This window comes from Nocardia callitridis (genome assembly GCF_039543305.1).
Lineage (GTDB): Bacteria > Actinomycetota > Actinomycetes > Mycobacteriales > Mycobacteriaceae > Nocardia > Nocardia callitridis.
The window spans coordinates 95,183-117,395 of sequence record NZ_BAABJM010000004.1 but is presented as its reverse complement, the minus strand read 5'-3'; the positions used below and the strand labels follow the sequence as shown (position 1 = coordinate 117,395).

21 protein-coding genes are annotated in these 22,213 nt (G+C 65.9%); 16 read left to right on the top strand and 5 right to left on the bottom strand.

Features of this window, described 5'->3' with window-relative positions; all coding sequences use genetic code 11:
- Positions 1–89: 89 nt before the first annotated feature.
- On the bottom strand, positions 90–959 hold the full coding sequence (locus ABEA50_RS20845) for a sigma-70 family RNA polymerase sigma factor (RefSeq protein ID WP_345497267.1): 870 nt from the start codon (positions 957–959) through the stop codon (positions 90–92).
- A 206-nt stretch (positions 960–1,165) separates the two neighbouring features.
- Here ABEA50_RS20845 and ABEA50_RS20840 point away from each other — a divergent pair, with 206 nt between their 5' ends.
- The 8 genes from ABEA50_RS20840 (at position 1,166) to ABEA50_RS20805 (ending at position 8,371) form a co-directional block, all read left to right on the top strand.
- Positions 1,166–1,522, top strand: a complete 357-nt coding sequence (locus ABEA50_RS20840; protein WP_345497266.1) for a DoxX family protein — start codon at positions 1,166–1,168, stop codon at positions 1,520–1,522.
- A gap of 302 nt (positions 1,523–1,824) precedes the next feature.
- Positions 1,825–2,814: an acyl-CoA desaturase gene (locus ABEA50_RS20835; protein ID WP_345497265.1), complete on the top strand. Its 990-nt coding sequence runs from the start codon at positions 1,825–1,827 to the stop codon at positions 2,812–2,814.
- 10 nt (positions 2,815–2,824) lie between these two features.
- Positions 2,825–3,088: an acyl carrier protein gene (locus ABEA50_RS20830; RefSeq protein WP_345497264.1), complete on the top strand. Its 264-nt coding sequence runs from the start codon at positions 2,825–2,827 to the stop codon at positions 3,086–3,088.
- Entirely contained in the window at positions 3,085–4,113 is a 1,029-nt protein-coding gene (locus tag ABEA50_RS20825) for a class I SAM-dependent methyltransferase (RefSeq protein WP_345497263.1), read from the top strand. The genes ABEA50_RS20830 and ABEA50_RS20825 overlap by 4 nt, the downstream gene beginning before the upstream one ends.
- Positions 4,110–5,354 carry a cytochrome P450 gene (locus tag ABEA50_RS20820; protein WP_345497262.1) on the top strand — a complete coding sequence of 415 codons (1,245 nt, stop codon included), beginning with the start codon at positions 4,110–4,112 and terminating at the stop codon, positions 5,352–5,354. The genes ABEA50_RS20825 and ABEA50_RS20820 overlap by 4 nt, the downstream gene beginning before the upstream one ends.
- Entirely contained in the window at positions 5,351–7,063 is a 1,713-nt protein-coding gene (locus tag ABEA50_RS20815; protein WP_345497261.1) for a fatty acyl-AMP ligase, read from the top strand. Before ABEA50_RS20820 ends, ABEA50_RS20815 begins: the two co-directional genes overlap by 4 nt.
- Positions 7,064–7,076: 13 nt before the next feature.
- Positions 7,077–7,529, top strand: coding sequence for a PaaI family thioesterase (locus ABEA50_RS20810; RefSeq protein WP_345497260.1), 453 nt, complete (start codon positions 7,077–7,079; stop codon positions 7,527–7,529).
- Between the two features lie 2 nt (positions 7,530–7,531).
- Positions 7,532–8,371, top strand: a complete 840-nt coding sequence (locus ABEA50_RS20805) for an alpha/beta fold hydrolase (RefSeq protein ID WP_345497259.1) — start codon at positions 7,532–7,534, stop codon at positions 8,369–8,371.
- Positions 8,372–8,742: 371 nt separating this feature from the next.
- Here the strand turns inward: ABEA50_RS20805 and ABEA50_RS20800 are convergent, their stop codons facing one another.
- Genes ABEA50_RS20800 through ABEA50_RS20785 form a run of 4 tightly spaced genes read right to left on the bottom strand, consistent with a single transcriptional unit; the run spans position 8,743 to position 11,555 of the window.
- Complete coding sequence (locus ABEA50_RS20800; RefSeq protein WP_345497258.1) at positions 8,743–9,129, bottom strand: DUF427 domain-containing protein; 387 nt, start codon at positions 9,127–9,129, stop codon at positions 8,743–8,745.
- A gap of 17 nt (positions 9,130–9,146) precedes the next feature.
- The gene (locus tag ABEA50_RS20795) at positions 9,147–10,025 is read right to left on the bottom strand and encodes an acyl-CoA thioesterase (protein WP_345497257.1); all 879 of its coding nucleotides are present in this window, start codon (positions 10,023–10,025) and stop codon (positions 9,147–9,149) included.
- Positions 10,026–10,048: 23 nt separating this feature from the next.
- On the bottom strand, positions 10,049–10,249 hold the full coding sequence (locus ABEA50_RS20790) for a ferredoxin (RefSeq protein ID WP_345497256.1): 201 nt from the start codon (positions 10,247–10,249) through the stop codon (positions 10,049–10,051).
- Between the two features lie 40 nt (positions 10,250–10,289).
- Positions 10,290–11,555: a cytochrome P450 gene (locus ABEA50_RS20785; protein ID WP_345497255.1), complete on the bottom strand. Its 1,266-nt coding sequence runs from the start codon at positions 11,553–11,555 to the stop codon at positions 10,290–10,292.
- 305 nt (positions 11,556–11,860) lie between these two features.
- Here ABEA50_RS20785 and ABEA50_RS20780 point away from each other — a divergent pair, with 305 nt between their 5' ends.
- The 8 genes from ABEA50_RS20780 to ABEA50_RS20745 all read left to right on the top strand — a co-directional run bounded on the left by ABEA50_RS20780 (position 11,861) and on the right by ABEA50_RS20745 (position 22,116).
- Positions 11,861–13,183: a TetR/AcrR family transcriptional regulator gene (locus tag ABEA50_RS20780; protein WP_345497254.1), complete on the top strand. Its 1,323-nt coding sequence runs from the start codon at positions 11,861–11,863 to the stop codon at positions 13,181–13,183.
- Positions 13,184–13,555: 372 nt separating this feature from the next.
- Positions 13,556–14,707 (top strand): amidohydrolase family protein, encoded by a 1,152-nt coding sequence (locus tag ABEA50_RS20775; RefSeq protein WP_345497253.1) that lies wholly within the window; start codon positions 13,556–13,558, stop codon positions 14,705–14,707.
- Positions 14,708–14,777: 70 nt separating this feature from the next.
- Positions 14,778–15,635 carry an alpha/beta fold hydrolase gene (locus ABEA50_RS20770; protein ID WP_345497252.1) on the top strand — a complete coding sequence of 286 codons (858 nt, stop codon included), beginning with the start codon at positions 14,778–14,780 and terminating at the stop codon, positions 15,633–15,635.
- Positions 15,636–15,735: 100 nt separating this feature from the next.
- Positions 15,736–16,917 carry an amidohydrolase family protein gene (locus ABEA50_RS20765; protein ID WP_345497251.1) on the top strand — a complete coding sequence of 394 codons (1,182 nt, stop codon included), beginning with the start codon at positions 15,736–15,738 and terminating at the stop codon, positions 16,915–16,917.
- A 145-nt stretch (positions 16,918–17,062) separates the two neighbouring features.
- Positions 17,063–18,316, top strand: coding sequence for an amidohydrolase family protein (locus ABEA50_RS20760; RefSeq protein WP_345497250.1), 1,254 nt, complete (start codon positions 17,063–17,065; stop codon positions 18,314–18,316).
- Between the two features lie 151 nt (positions 18,317–18,467).
- Positions 18,468–19,625, top strand: coding sequence for an acyl-CoA dehydrogenase family protein (locus tag ABEA50_RS20755; protein WP_345497249.1), 1,158 nt, complete (start codon positions 18,468–18,470; stop codon positions 19,623–19,625).
- Positions 19,622–20,860: an acyl-CoA dehydrogenase family protein gene (locus ABEA50_RS20750; RefSeq protein ID WP_345497248.1), complete on the top strand. Its 1,239-nt coding sequence runs from the start codon at positions 19,622–19,624 to the stop codon at positions 20,858–20,860. The genes ABEA50_RS20755 and ABEA50_RS20750 overlap by 4 nt, the downstream gene beginning before the upstream one ends.
- A gap of 53 nt (positions 20,861–20,913) precedes the next feature.
- Complete coding sequence (locus tag ABEA50_RS20745; protein ID WP_345497247.1) at positions 20,914–22,116, top strand: cytochrome P450; 1,203 nt, start codon at positions 20,914–20,916, stop codon at positions 22,114–22,116.
- Positions 22,117–22,213: the final 97 nt, after the last annotated feature.

Below are 22,213 nucleotides of genomic sequence, written 5' to 3'. Positions count from 1 at the left end.
CACGAGAGTGGACGGGCCTTCCGCGTCACATTTCGCGTGCCGATCGCAGCGTCGTCCGCCCTCGTAGCACGGCTGGAGTATCGACTAGTTCATGCGGGGCAGGTAGTTGTCGGCGCCATCGTAAGCACCGGGCGCGCCGTGGGACGGGTGATATCGATTCGGGTAATCAAGCCGTGCTTCGCGGTGATATCGATGATGGCCAGTAGGTGGCCGCCCGGTGCTATGCCGTGTGCTGGGCGACCGTCGATGACAATCGCTGTGCTGGAACGAATTCGACCAGCGAACAGACGTGTCTCCTCGGCGACCGAGGCGGCGCCCGCGACGACGCGTTGTGCGCCGTCCGGAAGGAGCGCGGGGTCGGCGTGGCGCACGCAGTCGGGGGCCATCAGCGAAAGCATGCGGTTGAGGTCGCCACCGGCGGCGGCTGCGAGAAACGCCTCAACGAGAGCGTCATCCCTCGCGGAGTTGGGCGTGGTATCCGGGCGGGACGTTTCGATTCTTCGCCGGGCTCGGCTGGCATGCTGCTTCGCGGCATCCGAGCTGATGCCGAGAGCATCCGCGACCTGCCGGAACGGAAAGTCGAACAGGTCGTGCAGGATGTAGGCGACGCGTTGCGGCGGGGTGAGTTGGTCGAGGACCACCATCAGCGCACGGGAGACACGTTCGCGGCCTATGTAGTGTTCGTCGGCGGCGATCGCCTCGGTGACGGTCGGATCCGCCCGCAACGGGTGCTCACCTCTGCGCTGGCGGGTTCGCAGGCGATCCAGGCACACGCGGGTGAGGATGGTGGTCAGCCAGGCGGCGGGGTTGCGAACGTCGCCGGCATCGGCGGTGGCGGCCTTGATCCAGGTGTCCTGCACGGCGTCCTCGGCGTCGTGCAATGAGCCGAGCAGACGAAAGGCCACGGCCGTCAGATGCCGACGTTCCGAGTCGAACGTCGAGTCGAGGGAAAAAGCCACCGGTGTCACCTTTCCTGGGTGCTGGGCGTCGAGATGGTTGAACGACCAGATCTCGCACGTCACCCGACACCGAAGGAGGCACTGACCATGAGCGTACAGACGTTCCGGTTCCGATCAGGCCGACCACACACAGCCACGGTCCACACGCACATCGACGCACGACGGGAAACCGTTCGCGGCGCCGGGGTAACCGGCGGGTTCGACGCGTGAGCGCGCTGCTGATCGCCACGATCGCGTGCGTCGTGGCGAACGCGTCCATCGCCGTCGTCGACTACACCAGGGCGGAGTTCGTGGTGACGAACTCCGCGCAGGTGCACGTTCCCGCGTGGGCAGTGCCGTACCTCGCCACGGTGAAACTGGCCGGTGCCATCGGTCTCGTCGTCGGGCTGACAGCGTTTGCCTGGCTGGGCGTCGCCGCCGCCATCGGCCTGGTCCTATTCTTCATCGGGGCCGTGATCGCGCACCTTCGTGCGAGCGTGTACTACAACATCGCCTTTCCTGGGCTGTACCTGCTTCTGGCGATCGCGGCCACCGTGTTCATGCTGCGACACGCCACAGGCTGACGACGCACGCCACCCACATTCGTCCGAAACCGCTTTCGCCACAGCTGCTCTGCCGCGGTGACGCGCTCAGAAGCGCGCGACACCCGTAGCTGCCCGCCGTGCCGGTGCGGTCGCGACGGTTCCGGTTGCCTGCACGGTCGCTGGCCCACCGCGAGCGTGGGCCGCGCAACCAGCGCCCGGCGATAGCTGATTCCGATCTGCCGATCGGTACCGGTGCCGAGCCGAGCAGGTGCGCCCCGCTCCGGCGTTAGGTTCGGGTGGACCTGCTGGTTCGGGGGCTGACGCTGATGAGGGTGTAGGAGATGACCGAAGGCGAAGTGTCGTCGACGGCGAGCGGACAGACAGGGCATGGGCCCGGCGCGCGCAGGAAGACGATCGACAGTCCGTATATCCATCGGCTGCAACGTCGGCACTTTCTGCTGTTCGATATTCTGCCGATCCTCGGGACGGTCGCCGCGGTCGCGTTTCTCGCGGTGCGGCCATTCGGGGTCACCGATTTCGCGTTGCTGTTCGGGATGTGGTTGATCACGGGGCTCGGGGTGACCGTGGGTTATCACCGGCTGTTCACCCATCGCACGTTCAAGGCACGGCCGTGGGTGACGTGGGTGCTCGCCGTGACGGGTTCGATGGCGGGGCAAGGGCCCGTCGTGTCCTGGGTGGCGTTGCATCGGCGCCATCACGAGTACAGCGACCGCGAGGGCGACCCCCATTCGCCGAATCTGTCCGGCCAGGGGTGGCGCGGCAGGCTGCGTGGGCTCGCGCACTCACATTTCCTCTGGATGCGCCGCCATGAGTACCCGAACGTCGTGCACTATGCCCCCGATCTGATCAAAGACCGTGCGCTGGTACGTATTTCCCGCCTGTACTACTACTGGGTCTTGCTCGGGCTCGCCCTTCCCGCCGTACTCGGCGGCGTGCTGACGATGAGCTGGACCGCAGCGGTGAGCGGACTGCTCTGGGGTGGTCTGGTCCGCATCTTCGTACTGGAGCACATCGTGTGGGCGATCAATTCCTTCCTGCACATGTTCGGCACCCGACCGTACGAATCGCGCGAAAACAGCCATAACGGTGGGGTTTTCGCGCTGGCGACCCTGGGCGAGTCCTGGCACAACAACCATCACGCCTTCCCGGACTCGCCGTCGTTCGGCCTGGACTGGTATCGACTCGACCCCGGTTTCTGGCTGATCAAATCGTTGGCCGTACTGGGCCTCGCCTGGGACCTGAAGGTGCCCTCGCGCACGCGCATCGCCGCCAAACGCATCACTCCCGGCTCCACCCGTCCCGCAACGTAAAGGAATTCCCGTGGATACGAGCAGAGAAGCCATCGTCGCCTGGTGCCAGCAGTACCTGGGCACGCTGTTGGAGGTTGCGGCGAGCACGATCGACCCCGCCGCCGATTTCGACCGGCTCGGCGTGGATTCCGCGGTCGCGGTCGCCTTGTTGATGGAGGTCGAGGAACGCTACGGCGTCGACCTCGCGCCGGAGGACCTGTTCGACAACCCGAATCTCGATGCGGTCGCGGACTACCTCCACGCGCATCTCACCCCCAGCGTCGCCGAGTCGTGAACGAAACCGTCGACGCTGTGATCCGCGCGAACACTGTGCCAACGGCCAGCGCAGCACCTGCTCCCGCCGACGTAGCGGCCGCTTCCGTGACAGGGCTCGCCACCGACACCGCATCCATCGCCCGCCCAACGCCCCATACCGACAACTCAGCGCGCGACACCGCTGCGGCGGCCGCGATCCGGCACCACTACGACGCGGGCAACGATTTCTACCGGCTGTGGCTCGACCCCTCGCTCACCTACTCGTGTGCGCGACGCGAGACCGCCGAGGACACCTTGGCAGTCGCTCAACAGCACAAGCTGCGATTCCACCTGGACGCGATCGGCGCGAACGACGCCTCGACGGTGTTGGACATCGGATGCGGGTGGGGCGCGATCCTGCACGAACTGTCGAACCGGTCCGTGCGCCACTCGGTGGGGCTCACGCTCAGCGGGCAGCAGGCCGAATACATCGGTGCCCAAGCATATCCCGGTGTCGAGGTGCGTACCGAGAGCTGGACCAACTACCGACCCGACAGCAAGTTCGACGGCATCATCTCGATCGGCGCCTTCGAGCATTTCGCTCGTCCCGATGACGACCCGAACACCAAGGTCGCGGTGTATCGGGAGTTCTTCACCCGCTGCCGCGACTGGTTGCACGATGACGGCGCACTGTCGTTGCAGACCATCGTCTACGCGAATATGTCCGCGGCACAGGCGAGCACATTCATGCAGCAAGAGATCTTCCCGGACGCCGACCTGCCCACACTCACCCAGATCACCGCCGCGGCGGAGGGCCTCTTCGAGATCACCACACTGGAGAACGGGCGCCTGGACTACGCGTGGACCTGCCAGCAATGGGCCACACGGCTGCGCGAGAACCGCGGCGAGGCAGCCGCACTGGTGGGCGCGGAGGTGGTGGCACGCTACGAGCGCTACCTCAAGCTGTCGGCGCTCGGTTTCCGTATGGGCAAGATCGGCCTACTGCGCCTGGTTCTGCGCCCCTACGGCGGCTATTTCACCGACGGGAACTCGCGCCCCCGATGACGACGAAAACCAGTGCCGAGCCACGTGTTCGGTTCAATCCGTTCAGCGCGGACTTCCGTCGCGACCCCTATCCGCTCTACCAACGCTTGCGCACCGCCGAACCGGTGCACAAGACGCTCGGCACCTGGGTACTCACCCGGCATGCCGACGTGCGCGCCGTGCTGCGCGACCGCTCCTTCAGCGCGGGGCTGATCCCCCGATTGGTCGACGCGCACGCCGAACGCACCGGCGGCCACGACGTAACCAGGATCTCGGCACTGGGCCGAAAATCGTTGGTGTTCACCGACAATCCCGATCATGCGCGGTTGCGCGGTCTGGTCAACCGGGTGTTCACCGCGAGCGCCGTCGCCGAATTGCGACCGATCGTCGAGCGCGCGACGCGCGCATTACTGGAACCGGCGTGGCGCACCGGCGAACTGGACGTGATCGGCGACCTGGCCGCGCCGCTACCGGTGGCAGTGTTGTGCGAATGGATGGGCCTGCCCGCCGACCTGCACGACAAGGTCGGGCCGTGGACCCACGACATCCGGTTCCTCCTGGAGCCCGGCCTGATGCGGGCCGGTGATTTCGCGCGCGTGCGCGAGGTGGTGGACGCATTCGTCGACGCCTTGGCCGCCGTGCTCGCGCAACGCCGCAGCGCACCTGGCACGGACCTGATCAGCCGATTATCGGCCGCACGCACCGTCGGTGGCGATCGCCTCACCGACGAGGAACTGATCTTCGTCTGCGTGATGTGTTTCGTCGCGGGCAATGAGACGACCAAGGCACTCATCGGCAATGGTGTGCTCGCCTTGCTGCGCAACGAGGAGCAAGCCGCGCTCCTGCGCGACGAACCCGAACTCGTCCCCGCCGCCGTCACCGAATCCCTGCGCTACGACAGCCCATTACAGCTCACCAAACGAGTCGCCACCCGCGCGATAGCTGTCGACGGCCATCGGATCGAGGCGGGCGATCAGGTGCTGCTGTGCCTGGGTGCGGCCAATCGCGACCCCGCCGCCTTCGCTCGTCCCGACGAGTTCGATCTCACCAGGAACACCGGCGACCATCTGGCCTTCGGCCACGGTATGCACGGGTGCCTCGGCGGCATGCTCGCCGAACTCCAGGCGCGCGTGGCCTTCGAATACCTGTATCACCGCTCGGCCGATCTCGTGTTGTGCGACGAGCGGCTGGAGTGGCAGGACCACACCGTTCTCGTCCGAGGACTGCGTGCGCTGCCTGTGCGTCTGCGCGGTGTGCGATGACAGTCGCACTGCCGGACGTACTCCGACGCCGCGCGATCGAGGAACCGGAACGCATCGCCTACCGGTTCCTGGACGAGAACGGCGACGAGACAACGATATTGACCTATCGCGCCCTGTACGATCAAGCACTCGCGACAGCGGAACAGCTGAATGAGGCGTGTGCGTCCGGCGACCGCGCACTGCTGGTGTTCGGGCACGGCCAGGAGTTCCTCGTCGCGTTCTTCGGATGCCTCTACGCACGCGTCATCCCGGTTCCGGTGAATCCGCCACGCCGCGACCGAGTTCAGGAGGCCACCCGTGCGATTGTCGTCGACTGCCGTCCTTCGGCGGTACTGACCACCTCCTCGATGCGCGCGGCACTGGTCCCGGCGCTTTCGGAGATTCACCCGGTGCGGCGCTGGCTTGCCGTCGATGAGATTCCCGCCATACCAGACGCTTTCGAGCCGGAGCCGACCGCGCTCGACACTCTCGCGTTCCTGCAATACACCTCCGGCTCCACGTCGACTCCCAAAGGCGTGCGGGTCACCCACCGCAACCTGGTCGCCAATCAGGAAATGATCCGCCTCGGCTTCGGCCACGACCGGGACTCGACCGTGGTCGGCTGGGCACCGCTGTTCCATGACCAAGGATTGATCGGGAATGTGTTGCAGCCGTTGTATGTCGGCGCGCCGAGCATCTTGCTGGCGCCGAGCACCTTCATTCGCCGACCCCTGCTCTGGTTGACGTCGATCTCCCGCTACCGCGCGCATACCAGTGGCGGCCCGAACTTCGCCTTCGACGCCTGCGTGGCACGTGCGGCGGCTGGCACGATGCCCGATCTCGAGCTGAGCAGCTGGCGGGTGGCGTTCAACGGTGCCGAGCCGATCCGTGCCGCGACACTCGCTCGCTTCACCGAAACCTTCGCACCACACGGATTCAGCAATAATTCCTGGTACCCGTGCTACGGCTTGGCCGAGGCCACCCTGCTGGTAACGGGTTCCTGGCCGGGCCGAGGCCCTCGCACCGTCGACGCGGACGCCGACGCGCTGCGTCTGCGGCGCTACGTCCACACCGAGGCAGGGACGAATACCCTCCTCGGCTCGGGACGCGTGCTTCCCGGTCAGTCGCTGCGCCTCGTTGATCCCTACACCCGACTACCCTGCGACGCGGACCGTGTCGGTGAGATCTGGGTCTCCGGCGATCATGTGGCGCAAGGCTACTGGGACAATCCCGAGGCCACCGAGCGAACCTTCCTGGCCCGCTGCGCCGACGAGCCCGACCGCACCTATCTGCGCACCGGCGATCTGGGCCTGCTCGTCGACGACGAACTGTATGTGGTGAGCCGGTTGAAGGATGTGCTGATCGTGCGTGGGCGCAACTACTACCCGCACGATATCGAATACACCGCCGCCGCAGCGCATTCCGACCTCCGAGCCGGAGGCGGCGCGGCATTCACGGTGCCGGGACGGGAGGCCGATCGGGTAGTCCTCGTCCAAGAGACTCGCCGCGACGCCGTCGATATCGATCGCACGGAGATCACCGGCGCGATCAAGGCGGCGGTGCTGCGCGAGCACGGTTTGTCGATTGCGGAGGTGGTGCTCGCACCGGCCGGTACCCTGCACAAGACCAGCAGCGGCAAGATCATGCGTGCCGACGCCAGAGACCGTTATTCGACCACCGGATCAGGGTCCGAACCTACGCCTGTCGACCAACCAGCACGCCAGCGATAGAGGAGCAGCACCGATGCCGACCTGGCAAGCGTCGAACCCGCATTTCGAGCAAGCGGTCACCGCCGCCGTGCTCAGCATGCCCGCCGCACAACATCTCGGGTTCGGCTTCGGCGCCCTGGCGCCGGGCGCGGCGGAGATCGTGCAACCGCATCGACAGGAACTCACCCAACACGACGGGTACTTCCAGGGGGGCGTGCTCGGCTCGTTGGCCGACTTCGCGGCCGGTTCGGCGGCGGGAACGCTGCTGCAACCCGGCTGGGTCAATATGACCATCGACTACACGGTGAAGATCCTCGCCCCGGCCAAGGGCTCGAAGGTGGTCGCCCGAGGCCGGGTGATCAAGCCAGGGGCGCTGATCACCATCGCCGCCGCCGAGGTATTCTCCATCGAGAGCGAGAACGACGACGAAATCCTGTGTGCCACAGCACTGGTCACCATGCGCAATGTGAAAATCCCGGGAGCGTAACGATGCCGATCATCAAGGTCGACGATGCCGACATCGCCTACACCGACACCGGTGCACCTCCGGACCGCGCGGACGCCGAGACCGTCGTGTTCGGCCACGGACTGTTGTTCGGCGGCTGGATGTTTCGCGAGCAGATCGCGACTTTGCGCGCACGGTATCGCTGCGTCACGATCGACTGGCGCGGCCAGGGCGACACCCCGCCCGCCGCACGGGGCTACGACATGGACACCCTCACCGCCGACGCGATCGCGGTGCTGCGCGCGCTCGACCTGCCCCCGGTGCACTGGGTGGGACTGTCGATGGGCGGCTTCGTCGGTCAACGGATCGCCGCACGCCACGGCGAGCTGCTGCGTTCACTGACGTTGCTGGACACCAGTTCCGGCGCCGAGGAGGCCGACAAGATCAGCGAATACAAGCGCCTCGCCCTGGCCATGCGGATCATCGGCCCCACCCCGATCCTCGGCAAGGTCCGCCCGCACATGTTCGGCCCGCGCTTCCTCGACGACCCGGCCAACGCTCCCCTGCTCGACGAATGGGCCACTCGGCTACGCCGCCTCGACCGCGCCGCCACCCGCAAAGCCGTCCTCGGCGTCGCCGACCGCCTCTCGGTCGACGACGAGATCGCCTCGATCACGGTACCGACGCAGGTCATCGTCGGCACCGACGACATAGCCACGCCCCCCGCACGCTCGGACCACCTCGCCGCCACTATCCCCGGCGCGCACCTGCACCGAATCCCCGACTGCGGCCACTCCAGTACGGTCGAACAACCCGAGGCTGTGACCGCGTTGTTGCGTGAATTCCTCGCTGGCACAGAGAACTCCGAGACACACCAGGAGTGATAACCCGATTCCGGGGAGCACACCACCGCTGATCGGGCGCCTCGTCCAAGAGCGGACCGTGACGACGCCTGCCACGCGCACAGCGTCAGCCGCAGTGTCGACCAGCCCGCCACGGATGACTGCTCGGGCTGGCGCCGGTAGCAGGTTCGGTATCCGTGGGTGATCGAACCACCCGGTCACCCACGACCGCACAACTCGCCGACCCAAGGCCCGTCAGTCGTGCCCGACCATCGGTCCACCGCGGCGTACACCCAGCTACCGGGCTGCGTCGGTCCTGCCCAATCGCGAGTCGGCCGCATACACACCGTCGTGCGTGTATTACTCTCTCGCCCTGCGCGATAGGCGCCGGGCGGGTCGGCGAGGTGTGCTACTTACCGACCGCTCACCGCTGGCACCGCGACTCCTACTTCCACCGAAATCCGGTCCTGATAGAAGGCGATGTGGTCGCGCAGCACCGCGACCTCCTGGTACGGCTCGGGATAGGTCCACGCCACCGGGCCGTCCTCGTCGGGCAGACGCCAGTACTTGGCGGTGCCTTTGAACGGGCAACGCGAGGTCGTCTCGTCCGGCTTCAGCAGGTCGAGGCGCACATCGGCGGCGGGCAGGTAGAACACGATCCCGTGGTCCTGTTCGGCCACCACGAGCCCGGCGGTGGTCTCCGCGAGGGTGCGGTCGCCGTGGGTGACGCGGATCAGGTTGCGGACGCGGTGGACATCCACCCGATAGTCGGGGCGTTGTGTGTAGCCGGATTCCGGCATGGCGTTCCTTCCTTCGGTCAGAGCAAGGTGTCGCCCGCGATCCGGCCCGCCGCATCGGGTGCGCGGAATTCGCGCACCATCGCGTGCACGCCGTAGGAGGCGACCATGCGGCCGTCGATCGTGAAGACCTGTCCTTCGCTCTGAGCATGTCCGCGCCCCGCGTAGGTGGCGCGGGTGGCGTAGAGCAGCCAGTCGGTCACATCGGCCTCTTCGTGGAACGTCACGGTGACCATCGTGATTCCGGTCGAGATCCGCGAATGGGCCATCCCGACGCCGAACCCCGCGTGCGGGCGCAGCGCGGCGTCCACCGTCCAATGCGCGACGGAGTGCGTGAGCAGGGCCGCATGCAGGTAGTCGGCATCGGGCGCGTCCTGGAAACGCGTCCACACGTTGATCTCCGGCGGACCGACCGTATCCGCGTCCAGGTTTCCCGCGTCATCGACGACGCGCATGTCCCTGCCCGCGACGACCGCTCCCGGTATCGCCAGCGACCGCAGCCGATCGGGGGGATCCACCGCTGGCATGGGTGCCGTGGCACTGATCAGATCCGGTGCGCCCGCGTCCAACAGCACAACCCCGGCGCAACACAGCACCCCGCGCTGGTGGATGTGCGCCTGCACGGTGCTGAAGGTGCGTCCGGTCCGCAGCACCTCGAGCTGCACCAGCAGCGGCGCGTCGTGCGCGACGACCCGGGAAAAGATCATCGACGCCGACACCACGCGCTGGGTTGGCACCTCCTTCGCCGCGGCCACCACGGCGTCCGCGAGCAACTGCCCCGCCTCGACCACATTGCGCTCGGAGCTGCCGTGTGCTGGCGCGAGGTAGCGACCTTGCCCGCACGGTCGCACGTCCATCAGACGCGACAACTCGGCCTGCGTCCACGGACGGGGGCGCACCTGCGCCCCGTCCCGCTCGGCGCTTATTCCGCGACCTCGATCGCCATCGTCGGGCAGGCGGAGGCTGCCGAACGCACCCGCACGCGCACCGCATCGTCGGCGGCGTCCAGCGCGGCATTGTCGACCACGGCGAGATCGTCGTCGCCCACCTCGAAGATCGAGGCCACCAGCCCGGCGCAGACCGCGTGGCCCTCGCATTTGGTCGGATCGATCGATACCTTCATCCGCACTCCTTGCCGACGCTCGACTTCGTGTCCACCGCTGTTACTCCACCGGCTCGTATTCCAGGTGCAGGCGTTTGAGGCCACGCAGGATATAGGTCGGCTCGTATTCGAAGTCACGGTTGTCGGCGGGTCCGTGCTCGGTCTCCGAGATCCGAATGTTCGCCATCCGCGCCAGGATTCGCTGGAGGCTCGCTCGCGACTCCATCCGCGCCAACGGCCCGCCCGGGCAGGTGTGGATGCCGCGCGCGAACGAGACGTGCTCGCGCACATTCGGTCGGTCGATATCGAACTCGTCCGGATTCTCGAATCGCGAGGGGTCGCGATTCGCCGCGCCGGGCAACACCATCAACATGGTTCCCGCCGGAATGTCGACGCCGCCGAGCGTCGTGGCCTGGCGAGTGAGCCGGAAGTCGCTCTTCACGGGTCCTTCCAAACGCAAGGTCTCCTCGACGAAATCGGGAATCCTGGTCTCGTCCGCCCGCAATTGCTTTTGCAGTTCCTGGTTTTCGGCGAGAATGCGCATTCCCGAGGTGAGCAGGCGCGCGGTGGTGTCCTGTCCCGCGGCGAACAAGAAGCAGGCGAGCCGGACCAGATCCATGATCTCCGGTGTCGAACCATCGGGGAATTTCGCACCCGCCAGTGCGCTCAGTACGTCATCGCCCGGCTCCCGACGCCGTTGCTCCAGGTAGGCACTGAACTTCTGCTCCAGGAATTCCAGCGGGTTGCCGGTGAGTGCCTGCTCGGTGTCGGTCGCGCCGGGCCGTTGCGCGCCGAGGTGCACGCGGAAGGCATCGCGGTCCGCTTCCGGGACGCCGAGCAGGTCGGCGATGACCAGCACCGCGAACGGCTGCGCGTACTCGGTCATGAACTCGCACTTGCCCTGTGCGAGGAATTCGTCGATCTGCCGGTCGGCCAGCCGCCAGACGAATTCCTCGTTTTCGCGCAGTCGCCTCGGGGTGAACAACGATTTCAACAGGTGCCGGTGCGCGGTGTGCTTCGGCGCGTCGAAGGTGACCAGGTGCTCGAACATCGGGAAATGCTCGCGGTACTCGTCGATCAGCGCGCCGATATCGCCGACCGGCTCGAACGGCAGCGGCGGGAACGGACCGGTGACGGTGACACAGTTGGAGAAGTTGTCGTTGGCGCGGTAGAACTCCGAGGCCTCCTCGTATCCGGTCACCACCATCACATTGTGGTGCGGTTCGCGCTGCACGGGTCCACCCGCGCGCAGCGATGCGTAGTAGGGACACGGATTGGCGACCACCGACGGGTCGGTGAAGAAATCAACGTGGTCGATCGTGCTCACAGCAGGCTCCTCACTACCGAACATTTCGACGCCCGCGTGAACTGGTGGGACAACTGGATGAGGCTGGGAATCCAGCGAACCGCAGGCAGCCGAGGCGAATGCCAGCCACCAGCCACATGCTGTGCACTCGCACAGCACAAGACGCTGTGCACATGCTTAGCATGGATTATCGGCTGTGGTCAACGTCACCGCAAGGCCGCGAAATCGCGCTCACCCCACGGCAAATCGCGTTCTTCGAGGTCACCGGGCACAACGACCCCCGACACGCGGAACGGAATTTTGGTTCGCGCCGTTATGCTCTGACTATGCGCGAGGCGATGCCGAGGACCGAACACCCGCACACGAGTGCCGATACGGCGAGCACGGACACCGATACGGCGCGCACCGACAGCAAGCGTCGCGAACAGATCCTGCGTGCGGCCGCCGAGCTGTTCGAGTCCTCCGGCTACGCGGCGGCATTGCTCAAGGATGTCGCCGACGCCAGCGGGATCCTGCCCGGCAGCCTGTATCACCACTTCGATTCCAAGGAGTCGATCGCGGTCGAACTGCTGGAGAGCTACCACCGCGACCTGGCCGAGATCGCCGAGCTCGCACCCGTCCCCCTCGAGATCACCTCGAAAGACGTGGCCGCCGAACGAATCACGGAGTTCGCCACCCGGATCGCGACCTGCGCGCTCGCACACCGCGCGGCACTGCAACTGTCGATCTACGAGCCACACGCCGGTGCGAGTGCACATCTGGTGCGCCTGGCCAAGCAACGACCCCGACTCATCGATGACGCGATGCTCGCCCTCCTGATCGCCGCGCGCGAGGTCGGCTGGTTCTGCGCCGAAGTCGAGCTCGCTGACCTGTCGGAACAGCTGTGCGAGACCATGCTGCACTGCGGCCTTTCGGTGCTACACCGCGAGACCTCGGCCGAACGCGTGGCACCGGTGTTGTGCCGCTTGTTGTTCGAGGGCCTCGCGAGCGAGCCACCCGGGGACACCGCACTCGACGAGTCGGCCGCCATGCGCGCGGCACGCAAGACCATCGACACCTGGTCGCAGCAGGACGGTGACGAACAGCGCGGCGACTCGGCGAAATCGACGCTGGTGAAGTCGGTGGCCCGCGCCGAATTCGCGCGGCGCGGCTACGAGGCGACGACCATGCGCGACATCGCCTCGGCGGCGCAACTGGGCGCAGGCAGCGTGTATCGGGCCGTGCCGTCGAAGAAGGCGCTGCTGGATTCGATCATGGGCACCTTCTACGCCGAACTCTCGCGCGCCTACCGCGCCGTACTCGCCACCGATTCGACACCGATCACGAAGCTGGACGCGTTGACCTGGATCAATCTCAGCGCGCTCGATCGGTTCAACGAGGAATTCGAAATCCAGCGCGCGTGGTTTCGCACTTCACCACCGGACTCGGACCTGTTCACCGTGCTGAGAGAGCGTGCGCGCCAGGTTCGTACACTGGTCGAGGATGGTCAGCGCACCGGCGATATCCGAGTCGACGGCGTCCCGATCAGCCGGTTGTCGGCCTGTGTACGTGACCTGATCTGGATGCCGCCGAGCCTGGTCGCCCGCGTCGGTAAGCAGGCGGCGCTCACGCACGCGCGCGCCACTTTGCTGCGCGGCGCGGCAGTATGAGCTCGGCCGTTCTTCGCCGAGCGCAGGCAGCTCCACAGCAGTATCCGAACTGGTCATCGCACGGATCCTGACTCGAAAACCGGGTCGCCCAAGCGCGATCCACCGCACGTCGCCCCCTTGCGCGCGGTCATCGCCGCGACGTACAGTTCATTGCGGAACAAAGATTTGGTTCCAGTGTGCGCAGGCGGCGCCTTGCCATGCGCTTGCGGTCGATCACCGACCGCGGGTTGGCCCGGCGGGCGAAAGCGTGTGTGCCCATTCGGGTTACGAGGCCATCCGAATGCGACCCATCCGCCGCGAGCGCGCACGTCCGACGGGAATCGTCCCACCGCATCGGCGGTGGTGGCCCCCGCCAGAACCCTGGAGGCACCCATGACTCAGGCACAGACCGAGGTCGAACACCGCGTCCCGAGTACCGAGCGGGTCGCGGTCCGCGTCGTCGACTCCGACGTGCACCCCATGCCACGGCAGGGACGGCTCACCGATCTCATTCCGGAACCGCACCGCAGCAAGTACTTCCTGTCCCACCACGTCGGCGACACCATCGTCTACGACGCCCCCGACTACGCGCACTCCTACGCCATGCGCATCGACTCGTTCCCCACCGACGGCGAATTCGCCGGTAGCGACCCGGATTTGGCGTTCCGCCAGCTCATCATCGGCGCCGGATCGGATATCGCGATCCTCGAACCCGGCCTGCGGATGGCGCGGCTACCCGAGATCACGCAGGCGGCGGCGTCGGCGACCAACACCTGGTTGGCGCAGGACTGGCTCGACGGCCACAACAACTGGCACGAACGCTGGCGCGGTTCGATTTCCGCCGCCGCCGAGGACCCCGACGGCGCGGTCAGGGAGATCGAGAAATGGGCGGGACACCCGTACATGGCGCAGATCCTGATCAGGGCGGAGCCGCGTCCCGCCTGGGGCGATCCGATGTACGACAAGGTCTGGGCGGCGGCGGTGCGCCACAACCTGCCGGTCGCCTGCCACCTGAGCAGGGGAAACTACGAAACACTTCCGATGCCGCCGGTGGGCTACCCCAGCTACAACCACGACTTCATGGTCACCTATTCGCTGCTCGCGGCCAATCAGGTGATGAGCATGATCTTCGACGGTGTCTTCGACCGTTTCCCCACGTTACGAATCGTCTTGGTGGAGCACGCGTTCAGCTGGATCCTGCCGCTCATGTGGCGGATGGACGCGATCTACGCCGCCCGCAAGCCGTGGCTGGAGATCAAGCGCAAGCCGTCGGAATACGTCAAAGACCACATCAAATTCACCACGCAGCCGCTGGACTACCCGGAGGACAAGACCGAGCTGACCCGCGCGCTGGAGTGGATGGAGGCCGACAAGATCCTGCTGTTCTCCTCCGACTACCCGCACTGGACCTTCGATGATCCGCGCTGGCTGGTGAAGCACCTGCCCGAATCCGCGAGGGAGGCCATCATGTTCGGCAACGGCATCAAAACCTACGGCCTGCCGGACACGGTCCCGGTGCTGCCCGGCCAGGTGAAGGTGTTCTGACCGGCGCCATCTCGCGGTTTCCGAACACTCGACGCCTTGTCGGTGACGATCGAACACAGGAGTTCACCCGATGCCATTCCAAGAGATCAATGGTGGCGACGTCTACTACGAAATACTCGGCGACGCCGGACCATTGATCGTGGTAACCCCCGGTGGCCGCTACAGCACCGATATCCCCGGCGTGCGCCCCTTGGCCGCGGCCCTTGTCGCAGGCGGGCATCGGGTGCTGCTGTGGGATCGACCCAACTGCGGCAGAAGCGAGGTGCAGTTCACCGGCCAGAGCGAGTCGCACATGCGCGCCGACACCCTGCACGGACTGCTCACCGCGCTCGACACCGGGCCGGTGATCTTGGCGGGCGGCTCGGGCGGCGCGCGGGATACGGTGCTGACCCAGATCCGCTACCCCGAGACGGCGACCGAGCTGGTGCTCTGGAACATCGTCGGTGGTAACTACGGGTTACTCGCTCTCGCTTCGCATTACATCATTCCGAACCTGACCGCCGTCCGAATGAAGGGCATCGAGGGGTTGCTCGAACTGCCGGAATGGCAGGAGCGGATCGAGCAGAATCCGCGGAACAAGGATCGCCTGCTCGCTGTCGGCCGCGACGAGTTCATCCGGGTGATGCTGCGCTGGCTCGACGCCTACGTGCCGAAGCCGGGCCAGACGATTCCCGGCATCACCGACGACATGTTCGCCGGTCTCGTCGCCCCCACCCTGCTCGTGCGCGGGGGCAAGGACGATATCGACCATCCCAAGCGGATCTCCCTCGAGATGAGCTGCCTGATCGAGAACTCCACGCTGATCGAACCGCCGTGGCCGGAGGACGCGTGGGAGCGCGGCTTCGAGGCGGGCGCGCGCGGCGACGGACATCCCTTCGATGTCTGGCCGATGGTCGCGCCCGCGATCCTCGACTTCGTGCGTCGCTGAAACCCGGAGTCGCACACAAGATCACCGCAACATCGAAGACATCGCCACCGCGCCACGTATATTGAGAATATAATTCTCCAAAATCAGAAAGGACACTCTTATGAGCGCTAACGAGTTGCCGTATCAGCTGTTCGATGCCGACAACCACCTGTACGAACCCGAGGAGGCGCTGACCAAGTTCCTCCCCGAGCGCTACCGCAGCGCGATCAAATACGTGCAGGTCGACGGTCGCACCAAGATCGCGATCCGTGGCCAGATCAGCGAGTACATCCCCAACCCCACCTTCGAGGTGGTGGCCCGCCCCGGCGCCATGGAGGACTACTTCAAGAACGGCAACCCCGAGGGCAAGAGCAAGCGCGAGATCTTCGGCAAGCCGATGCAGTCGATCCCCGCCTTCCGCGAGCCCGAACCCCGACTGAAGCTCATGGACGAGCTCCAATTGGACCGGACGCTGATGTTCCCGACCCTGGCCAGCCTGCTCGAGGAGCGCATGCGCGACGATCCCGAGCTGATCCACGCGGTCGTCCACTCGTTGAACGAATGGCTTTTGGACACTTGGTCGTTCAACCACAGCGACCGCATCTACACCGTCCCGGTAATCAGCCTGCCGATCGTCGAGAAGGCGATCGCGGAACTCGACTGGGTGGTCGAAAACGGCGCCAAGGCGATCCTGGTGCGGCCGGCGCCGGTGCCGGGACTGCGCGGGCCTCGATCGTTCGCGCTGCCGGAGTTCGACCCGTTCTGGAAGCGCGTCGTCGAGCACGATGTGCTGGTCACGATGCATTCCTCCGACAGCGGCTACGCGCGATACAACGCCGACTGGGAGGGCAGCAACCTGGAGATGCTGCCGTTCACCACGAACACCTTCCGCATGAGCAATACCTGGCGCCCGATCCAGGACGCGGTGGCCTCGTGGGTTTGCCACGGCGCCCTGTTCCGGCATCCGGAACTGAAGATCGCCGTCATCGAGAACGGTGCGGTATGGCTCGAACCGCTGATGGAAACGCTCGTGGACGTCGCGAAGAAGGCGCCCGAGGGCTTCGGTCATCAGGATCCGATCGAGGCACTGCGCCGCAGCATGCACATCAGCCCGTTCTGGGAAGAGGATCTGCCCGCCATCGCGGATCTGATCGGCGTGGACAACGTGCTGTTCGGATCGGACTACCCGCATCCGGAGGGCCTCGCGGAGCCGACCCGCTACATCCACGAACTCGAGGACATGACGCTGGCGGATCAGCAGAAGATCATGGGTGGCAACCTCGCCCGCCTGCTCCGAGTCTGAGCCGAAACCAACTCGGCGACAGCACCATTCGTCGGACACGCGATTGCGGTATCGCGACGACAGGTTGCGAGAGTATTATTCTCCACAAAAGAGATTTTAAATCTCATACAGTTGAGGGATCGCCCCCACCACACCGAGGAATGTCATGAACTTCAACGACTTGATCCTGGTCAGCATCGACGACCACGTGGTCGAACCGGCCGACATGTTCGACCGGCACACGCCGACGAAGTACGCCGAGTACGTCCCGCAACTGATCACCAACGACAAGGGCGTCGACCAGTGGGTCTACCGGGGCAAGCCGGTCGGCGTCACCGGCCTCAACGCGGTGGTGGGCTGGCCCAAGGAGGAATGGGACAAGAACCCCGCGCAGTACGCGGAGATGCGTCCCGGCGTCTACGACATCCACGACCGCGTCGCGGACATGAACGCCAACGGTGTGCTCGCCTCGATGTGCTTCCCCACGTTCGCGGGTTTCAGCGCGGGACACCTGAGTCAGTTCAAAGACGAGATCACCGTCGCGATGATCGAGGCGTACAACAACTGGCACGTCGATGAGTGGTGCGCCACCTATCCCGGCCGATTCATCCCGAATGCCATTCTGCCGCTGTGGGATACCGACCTCGCCGTCGCGGAGATCAACCGCGTCGCCGCCAAGGGCTTCCGCGGTGTCACCATGCCCGAACTGCCGCACATCGACGGTCTGCCGTCCTACCACGACGGTGACTACTGGACACCCGTGTGGGCGGCGCTGGCCGACACCGGACTGGTGATGAACCTGCACATCGGCCAGGGTTTCGGCTCGCTGCGACTGGCACCGAACGCACCGATCGACAACCTGATGTGCCTGGCGCCCACGGTGTCCCAGATCGCGGTGCAGGATCTGCTGTGGGGTCCCGCGATGCGTAACCACCCCGGACTCAAGGTCGCCCTGTCCGAGGGCGGGTTCGGCTGGATCCCGTTCTACCTCGATCGCTCGGATCGCCACTACACCAACCAGAAGTGGCTGCGGCGCGACTTCGGCGGCAAGCTGCCCAGCGATGTGTTCCGTGAGCACGTGATGGCCTGCTACGTGACCGACAAGACCTCGTTGCTGCTGCGCCACGAGATCGGCATCGACATCATCGCCTGGGAATGCGACTACCCGCACTCGGATTCGCTGTTCCCCGACGCACCCGAGTTCGTCCTCGGCGAGTTGCAGGCCGCCGGTGCCGACGACGCCGACATCCACAAGATCACCTGGCAGAACGCGAGCCGGTTCCTGAATTGGGACCCGTTCGCGCACATCCCCCGCGAGCAGGCCAACGTCGCCGCGCTGCGGGAACAGGCCAAGGATGTCGACCTGACCATTCGCCCACGCAAGGAATGGGCCGAGCGGTACGCGGCGCGCGCCAGCTGACCGTTCGCACAGCACACACCGGAATCCGGCCGCCCGGCAGTCGCGAAAGCCGCTGCGCGGGAGCCGGTTCCAGCATTGTTCAGCACGTCGGGTTCGACTTCACTTCGAAGCCGACGTCCCCTTCGTGCGTTCCTCGAGGACCGGTCTCATAGTGAACTTCGATCTCACCGCCGACCAGCGGCTCTTTCACAGCACCACGCGCGAATTCCTGGAGAAGTCCGTTCCGCTCGACTCCCTGCGCGGACTCGCCGAATCGGATGCCGGATTCGATCGCCACTGGTGGCGCGGCGGCACCGAACTCGGCTGGACCGCGCCGCTGATACCCGAACGGCTCGGCGGCGGTTCGGTGTCGGGTGCGCCCATGGTCGATCTCGCGCTGGTCGCCATGGAGTTCGGCCGCGCCGTCGCGCCGGGACCGCTTATCACCGGTAGCGCCGCGATCACCGGTTTGGTGCGCGCCCAGGACAAGTTCGCTGACCTGCTCGGCGGCATCCTCACCGGCGAAGCCATCGTTGCCTGGGCACACTACGAGCCTGGTCGTGGGCTCGACGCCGCGGCCAAGGCGACCGTCGCCGAACCGGACGACGACGGCTTCCGCGTGTCCGGTATCAAGGATCGCGTCGAATCCGGCGATCAGGCCGACGTTTTCGTGGTGGACGCCGCAGGCCCCGACGGCCAGGTGCAGGTCCTCATTTCCGCCGAGGCGGCTGGCGTCACAGTGACGCCGACGTGGACGCTGGATCTGGTCCGGCGCGCCGCGCAGGTCACGTTCTCCAACGTGGCCGTCGGTCCCGACTCGGTGATCCAGCGCGATCCCGCCGAGGCCGCCGCCGCGAGCGCGGCCCAATTGCGCGTCGCCGCCGCGTTGACCGCCGCGGAGATGGCGGGCGCGGCCGAGCACGCGTTCGCGACGACCGTGCAGTGGATGTTCGACCGCTACACCTTCGGCCGACAACTCGCCTCCTACCAGGCGCTCAAGCATCGGATGGCGGACAACAAGACCTGGGTGGAGGCGTGCCGCGCGACCGCGTGGGCGGCGGCCGATTCGTTCCCCGTCGACAACTCGGCGCGGGAAACGGACAGCTCGAGGGCCCATGCCGAAGCGGTGAGCGTCGCGAAATCCTATGTGGGGGCCACCGCCCCGGGAATCGTGCAGGAATGCGTCCAACTGAACGGTGGCATCGGCGTCACCTGGGAACACGATCTGCACCTCTATCTGCGCCGCGTCACACTCGGGCGCGCACTCTATGGAACGCCGGAAGAACACCGGCGCCGCCTGACCGATCTGCTGGATAAGAAGGTCGCATGACTACCGCAGCCGAGGACATCGAATCCGTCGAGAGTTTCCGCGACCGCGCGCGCCGCTGGTTGGCCGACAACCTGCCGCCCGCGCCACCGATCCACTTCAGCGAGAAGGGTAAATCCTGGTCGCGCGCACGGGAATTACAGCGCCTGCTCTACGACGGCGGATTCGCGGGGATCTGCTTTCCGAAGGAATACGGTGGGCTCGGCCTGACCCTCGCGCATCAGGACGCCTTCAGCACGGAATCGCACGACTACGAGATGCCGCTGGCCTTCAATATCCCCACGCTCACGATCTGCGCGGCCACGATTCTGGACATGGGCAGCGAGGAACAGAAGCGCACCCATATTTCGGCGGTGCTGCGCGGCGACGAACTGCTCGCGCAATTCCTCTCCGAACCGAGAGGCGGTTCGGATCTGGCCGGACTGACCACGCGTGCCGACCGCAAGGGCGACAACTGGATTCTCAACGGCGCCAAGATCTGGAGTTCCGGCGCGTACGCGGCCGACTACGGTCTTTGTCTTGCCCGCACCGACTGGACCGTGCCGAAGCACTCGGGCCTGACCATGTTCCTGGTGCCCGTGCAGTCCGAAGGGCTTACCCTGCAACGGATTACCCAGGTAGACGGCTCAACGGAGTTCTGCCAGGAATTCTTCGACGACGTGGTACTGCCCGCGGACTCCGTGGTCGGCGAGGTCAATGACGGCTGGAAGACCGCGACCCGCCAACTGTTCCACGAACGCAGCGCGGTGAGCGGCGCGTCACCGTATGCCAGCGGAATCCAGTCCCACCGCGGTCGCGACGTCACCACCGGACTGCTCGAGCTGGCCCGGCGCACCGGCCAGATCGACGACCCGCGCGTCCGCGAGGACATCGGCGAAGCCAGCGCACTCAACCTGGTCCACGATCAACTCACCACACTGATCACCCGAGCCATCACCGCGGGCAGCCTGCCACCAGCGGCCGGGTCGATCGTCCGCCTGTCCAGCGCCCAGAATTCCTGGCTACAGGCGGATACGGCCGTGCGCATCGCCGGAGCGTCCGCCGCCACCGGCGAACCCGACAAGGTCACCGGATCGGGCCAGGCGGGTCAGGACTACCTCATGCGCCAAGGCTGGAGCCTCGCGGGCGGCAGCACCGAGATGGCGCGCAATATCATCAGCGAGCGGGTGCTCGGCATGCCCCGCGAGGCGGCCGAGGATCGAGATGTGCCGTTCGACCAGGTGAAACACGGCAGGTAGTGGCGCGCGAACACCACCCGACCGTGTGGGTCGAGCACCGAGAGGAACCCGTCATGCCAGTCGGCGAAGTCAGCGACATCTACTACGATCCGTGGGACGTCGAGCTCAACGCCGATCCCTACCCGATGTTCCAGCGCCTGCGCGACGACGCACCGCTGTACTACAACGAGCCGCACGACTTCTACGCGCTCAGCCGATTCGACGACGTCAATCGCGCGCTGATCGATCACGAAACCTTCAGCTCCGCGAAGGGGGTGGTGCTCGAGATCTTGAAGTCCGGCATGGAGATTCCGCCGGGCGTCCTGATTTTCGAGGATCCCCCGATCCACGACATCCACCGCAATCTGCTGTCTCGAGCCTTCACACCACGCATGATCAACGGGCTCGAACCCAAGGTTCGCGAGTTCACCGTGCGGTGCCTGGACCCCCTCGTCGGGTCGACACGCTTCGACTTCGTCAAGCAACTCGGTGCGATCATGCCGCTACGGGTGGTCAGTATGCTCTTCGGTATCCCGGAGCACTTTCAGCACCGAGTCCAACAAGACGGCGACCGGTTCGTCCGCACCGAACGCGGCCAGCGGATGACCGACAACCCCGACGGTGCCTTGACCGACGGTCAGATATTCGCCGAGTTCATCGATTGGCGCGCCGACCATCCCGCCGAGGACCTCACCACGGAACTCCTCGAGACCGAGTTCGAGGACGAGACCGGCGAACGTCGACGGCTGCGCCGAGAAGAGCTACTGATGTTCATGAACGTCGTGGCCGTCGCCGGCGCCGAGACGACGACTCGCCTCATCGGTTGGTCCGGCAAACTGCTGTCCGAGCACCCGGAGCAACGCCGCCGACTGGTCGAGGACCACGCCCTGATTCCCGCGGCGATCGAAGAGATTCTGCGCTACGAACCGCCAGCGCTCCAGGCCGCACGGTATGTCACCCGCGATGTCGAGTACTACGGGCACACGGTTCCCAAGGGCAGCGCGATTCTGACCTTGATCGGCGCGGCCAACCGCGACGCCGAGCGGTTCGGCCCCGAGGCCGAGACCTTCGACATCGGCCGAGCACGCCGCCAACATCTGACGTTCGGAGTCGGTGCGCACTACTGCCTCGGCAACGCGCTGGCACGCGTCGAAGGCCGAATCGCATTGGAGGAGATACTGATCCGTTTCCCGGATTGGGAGGTCGACCTCGACGATGCCGTCTTCTCCTCGTCCTCGGCCGTCCGGGGTTGGGACAGCATGCCCGCACGAATCTGAGCTGTTTTCGGTCCACCGCCTCCGCGCGGAGGCCACCACTCGATGGGCAATTCGTGAGTCGTCGTGGTCACCGGCGGCATACCGACTGGGCCCACCG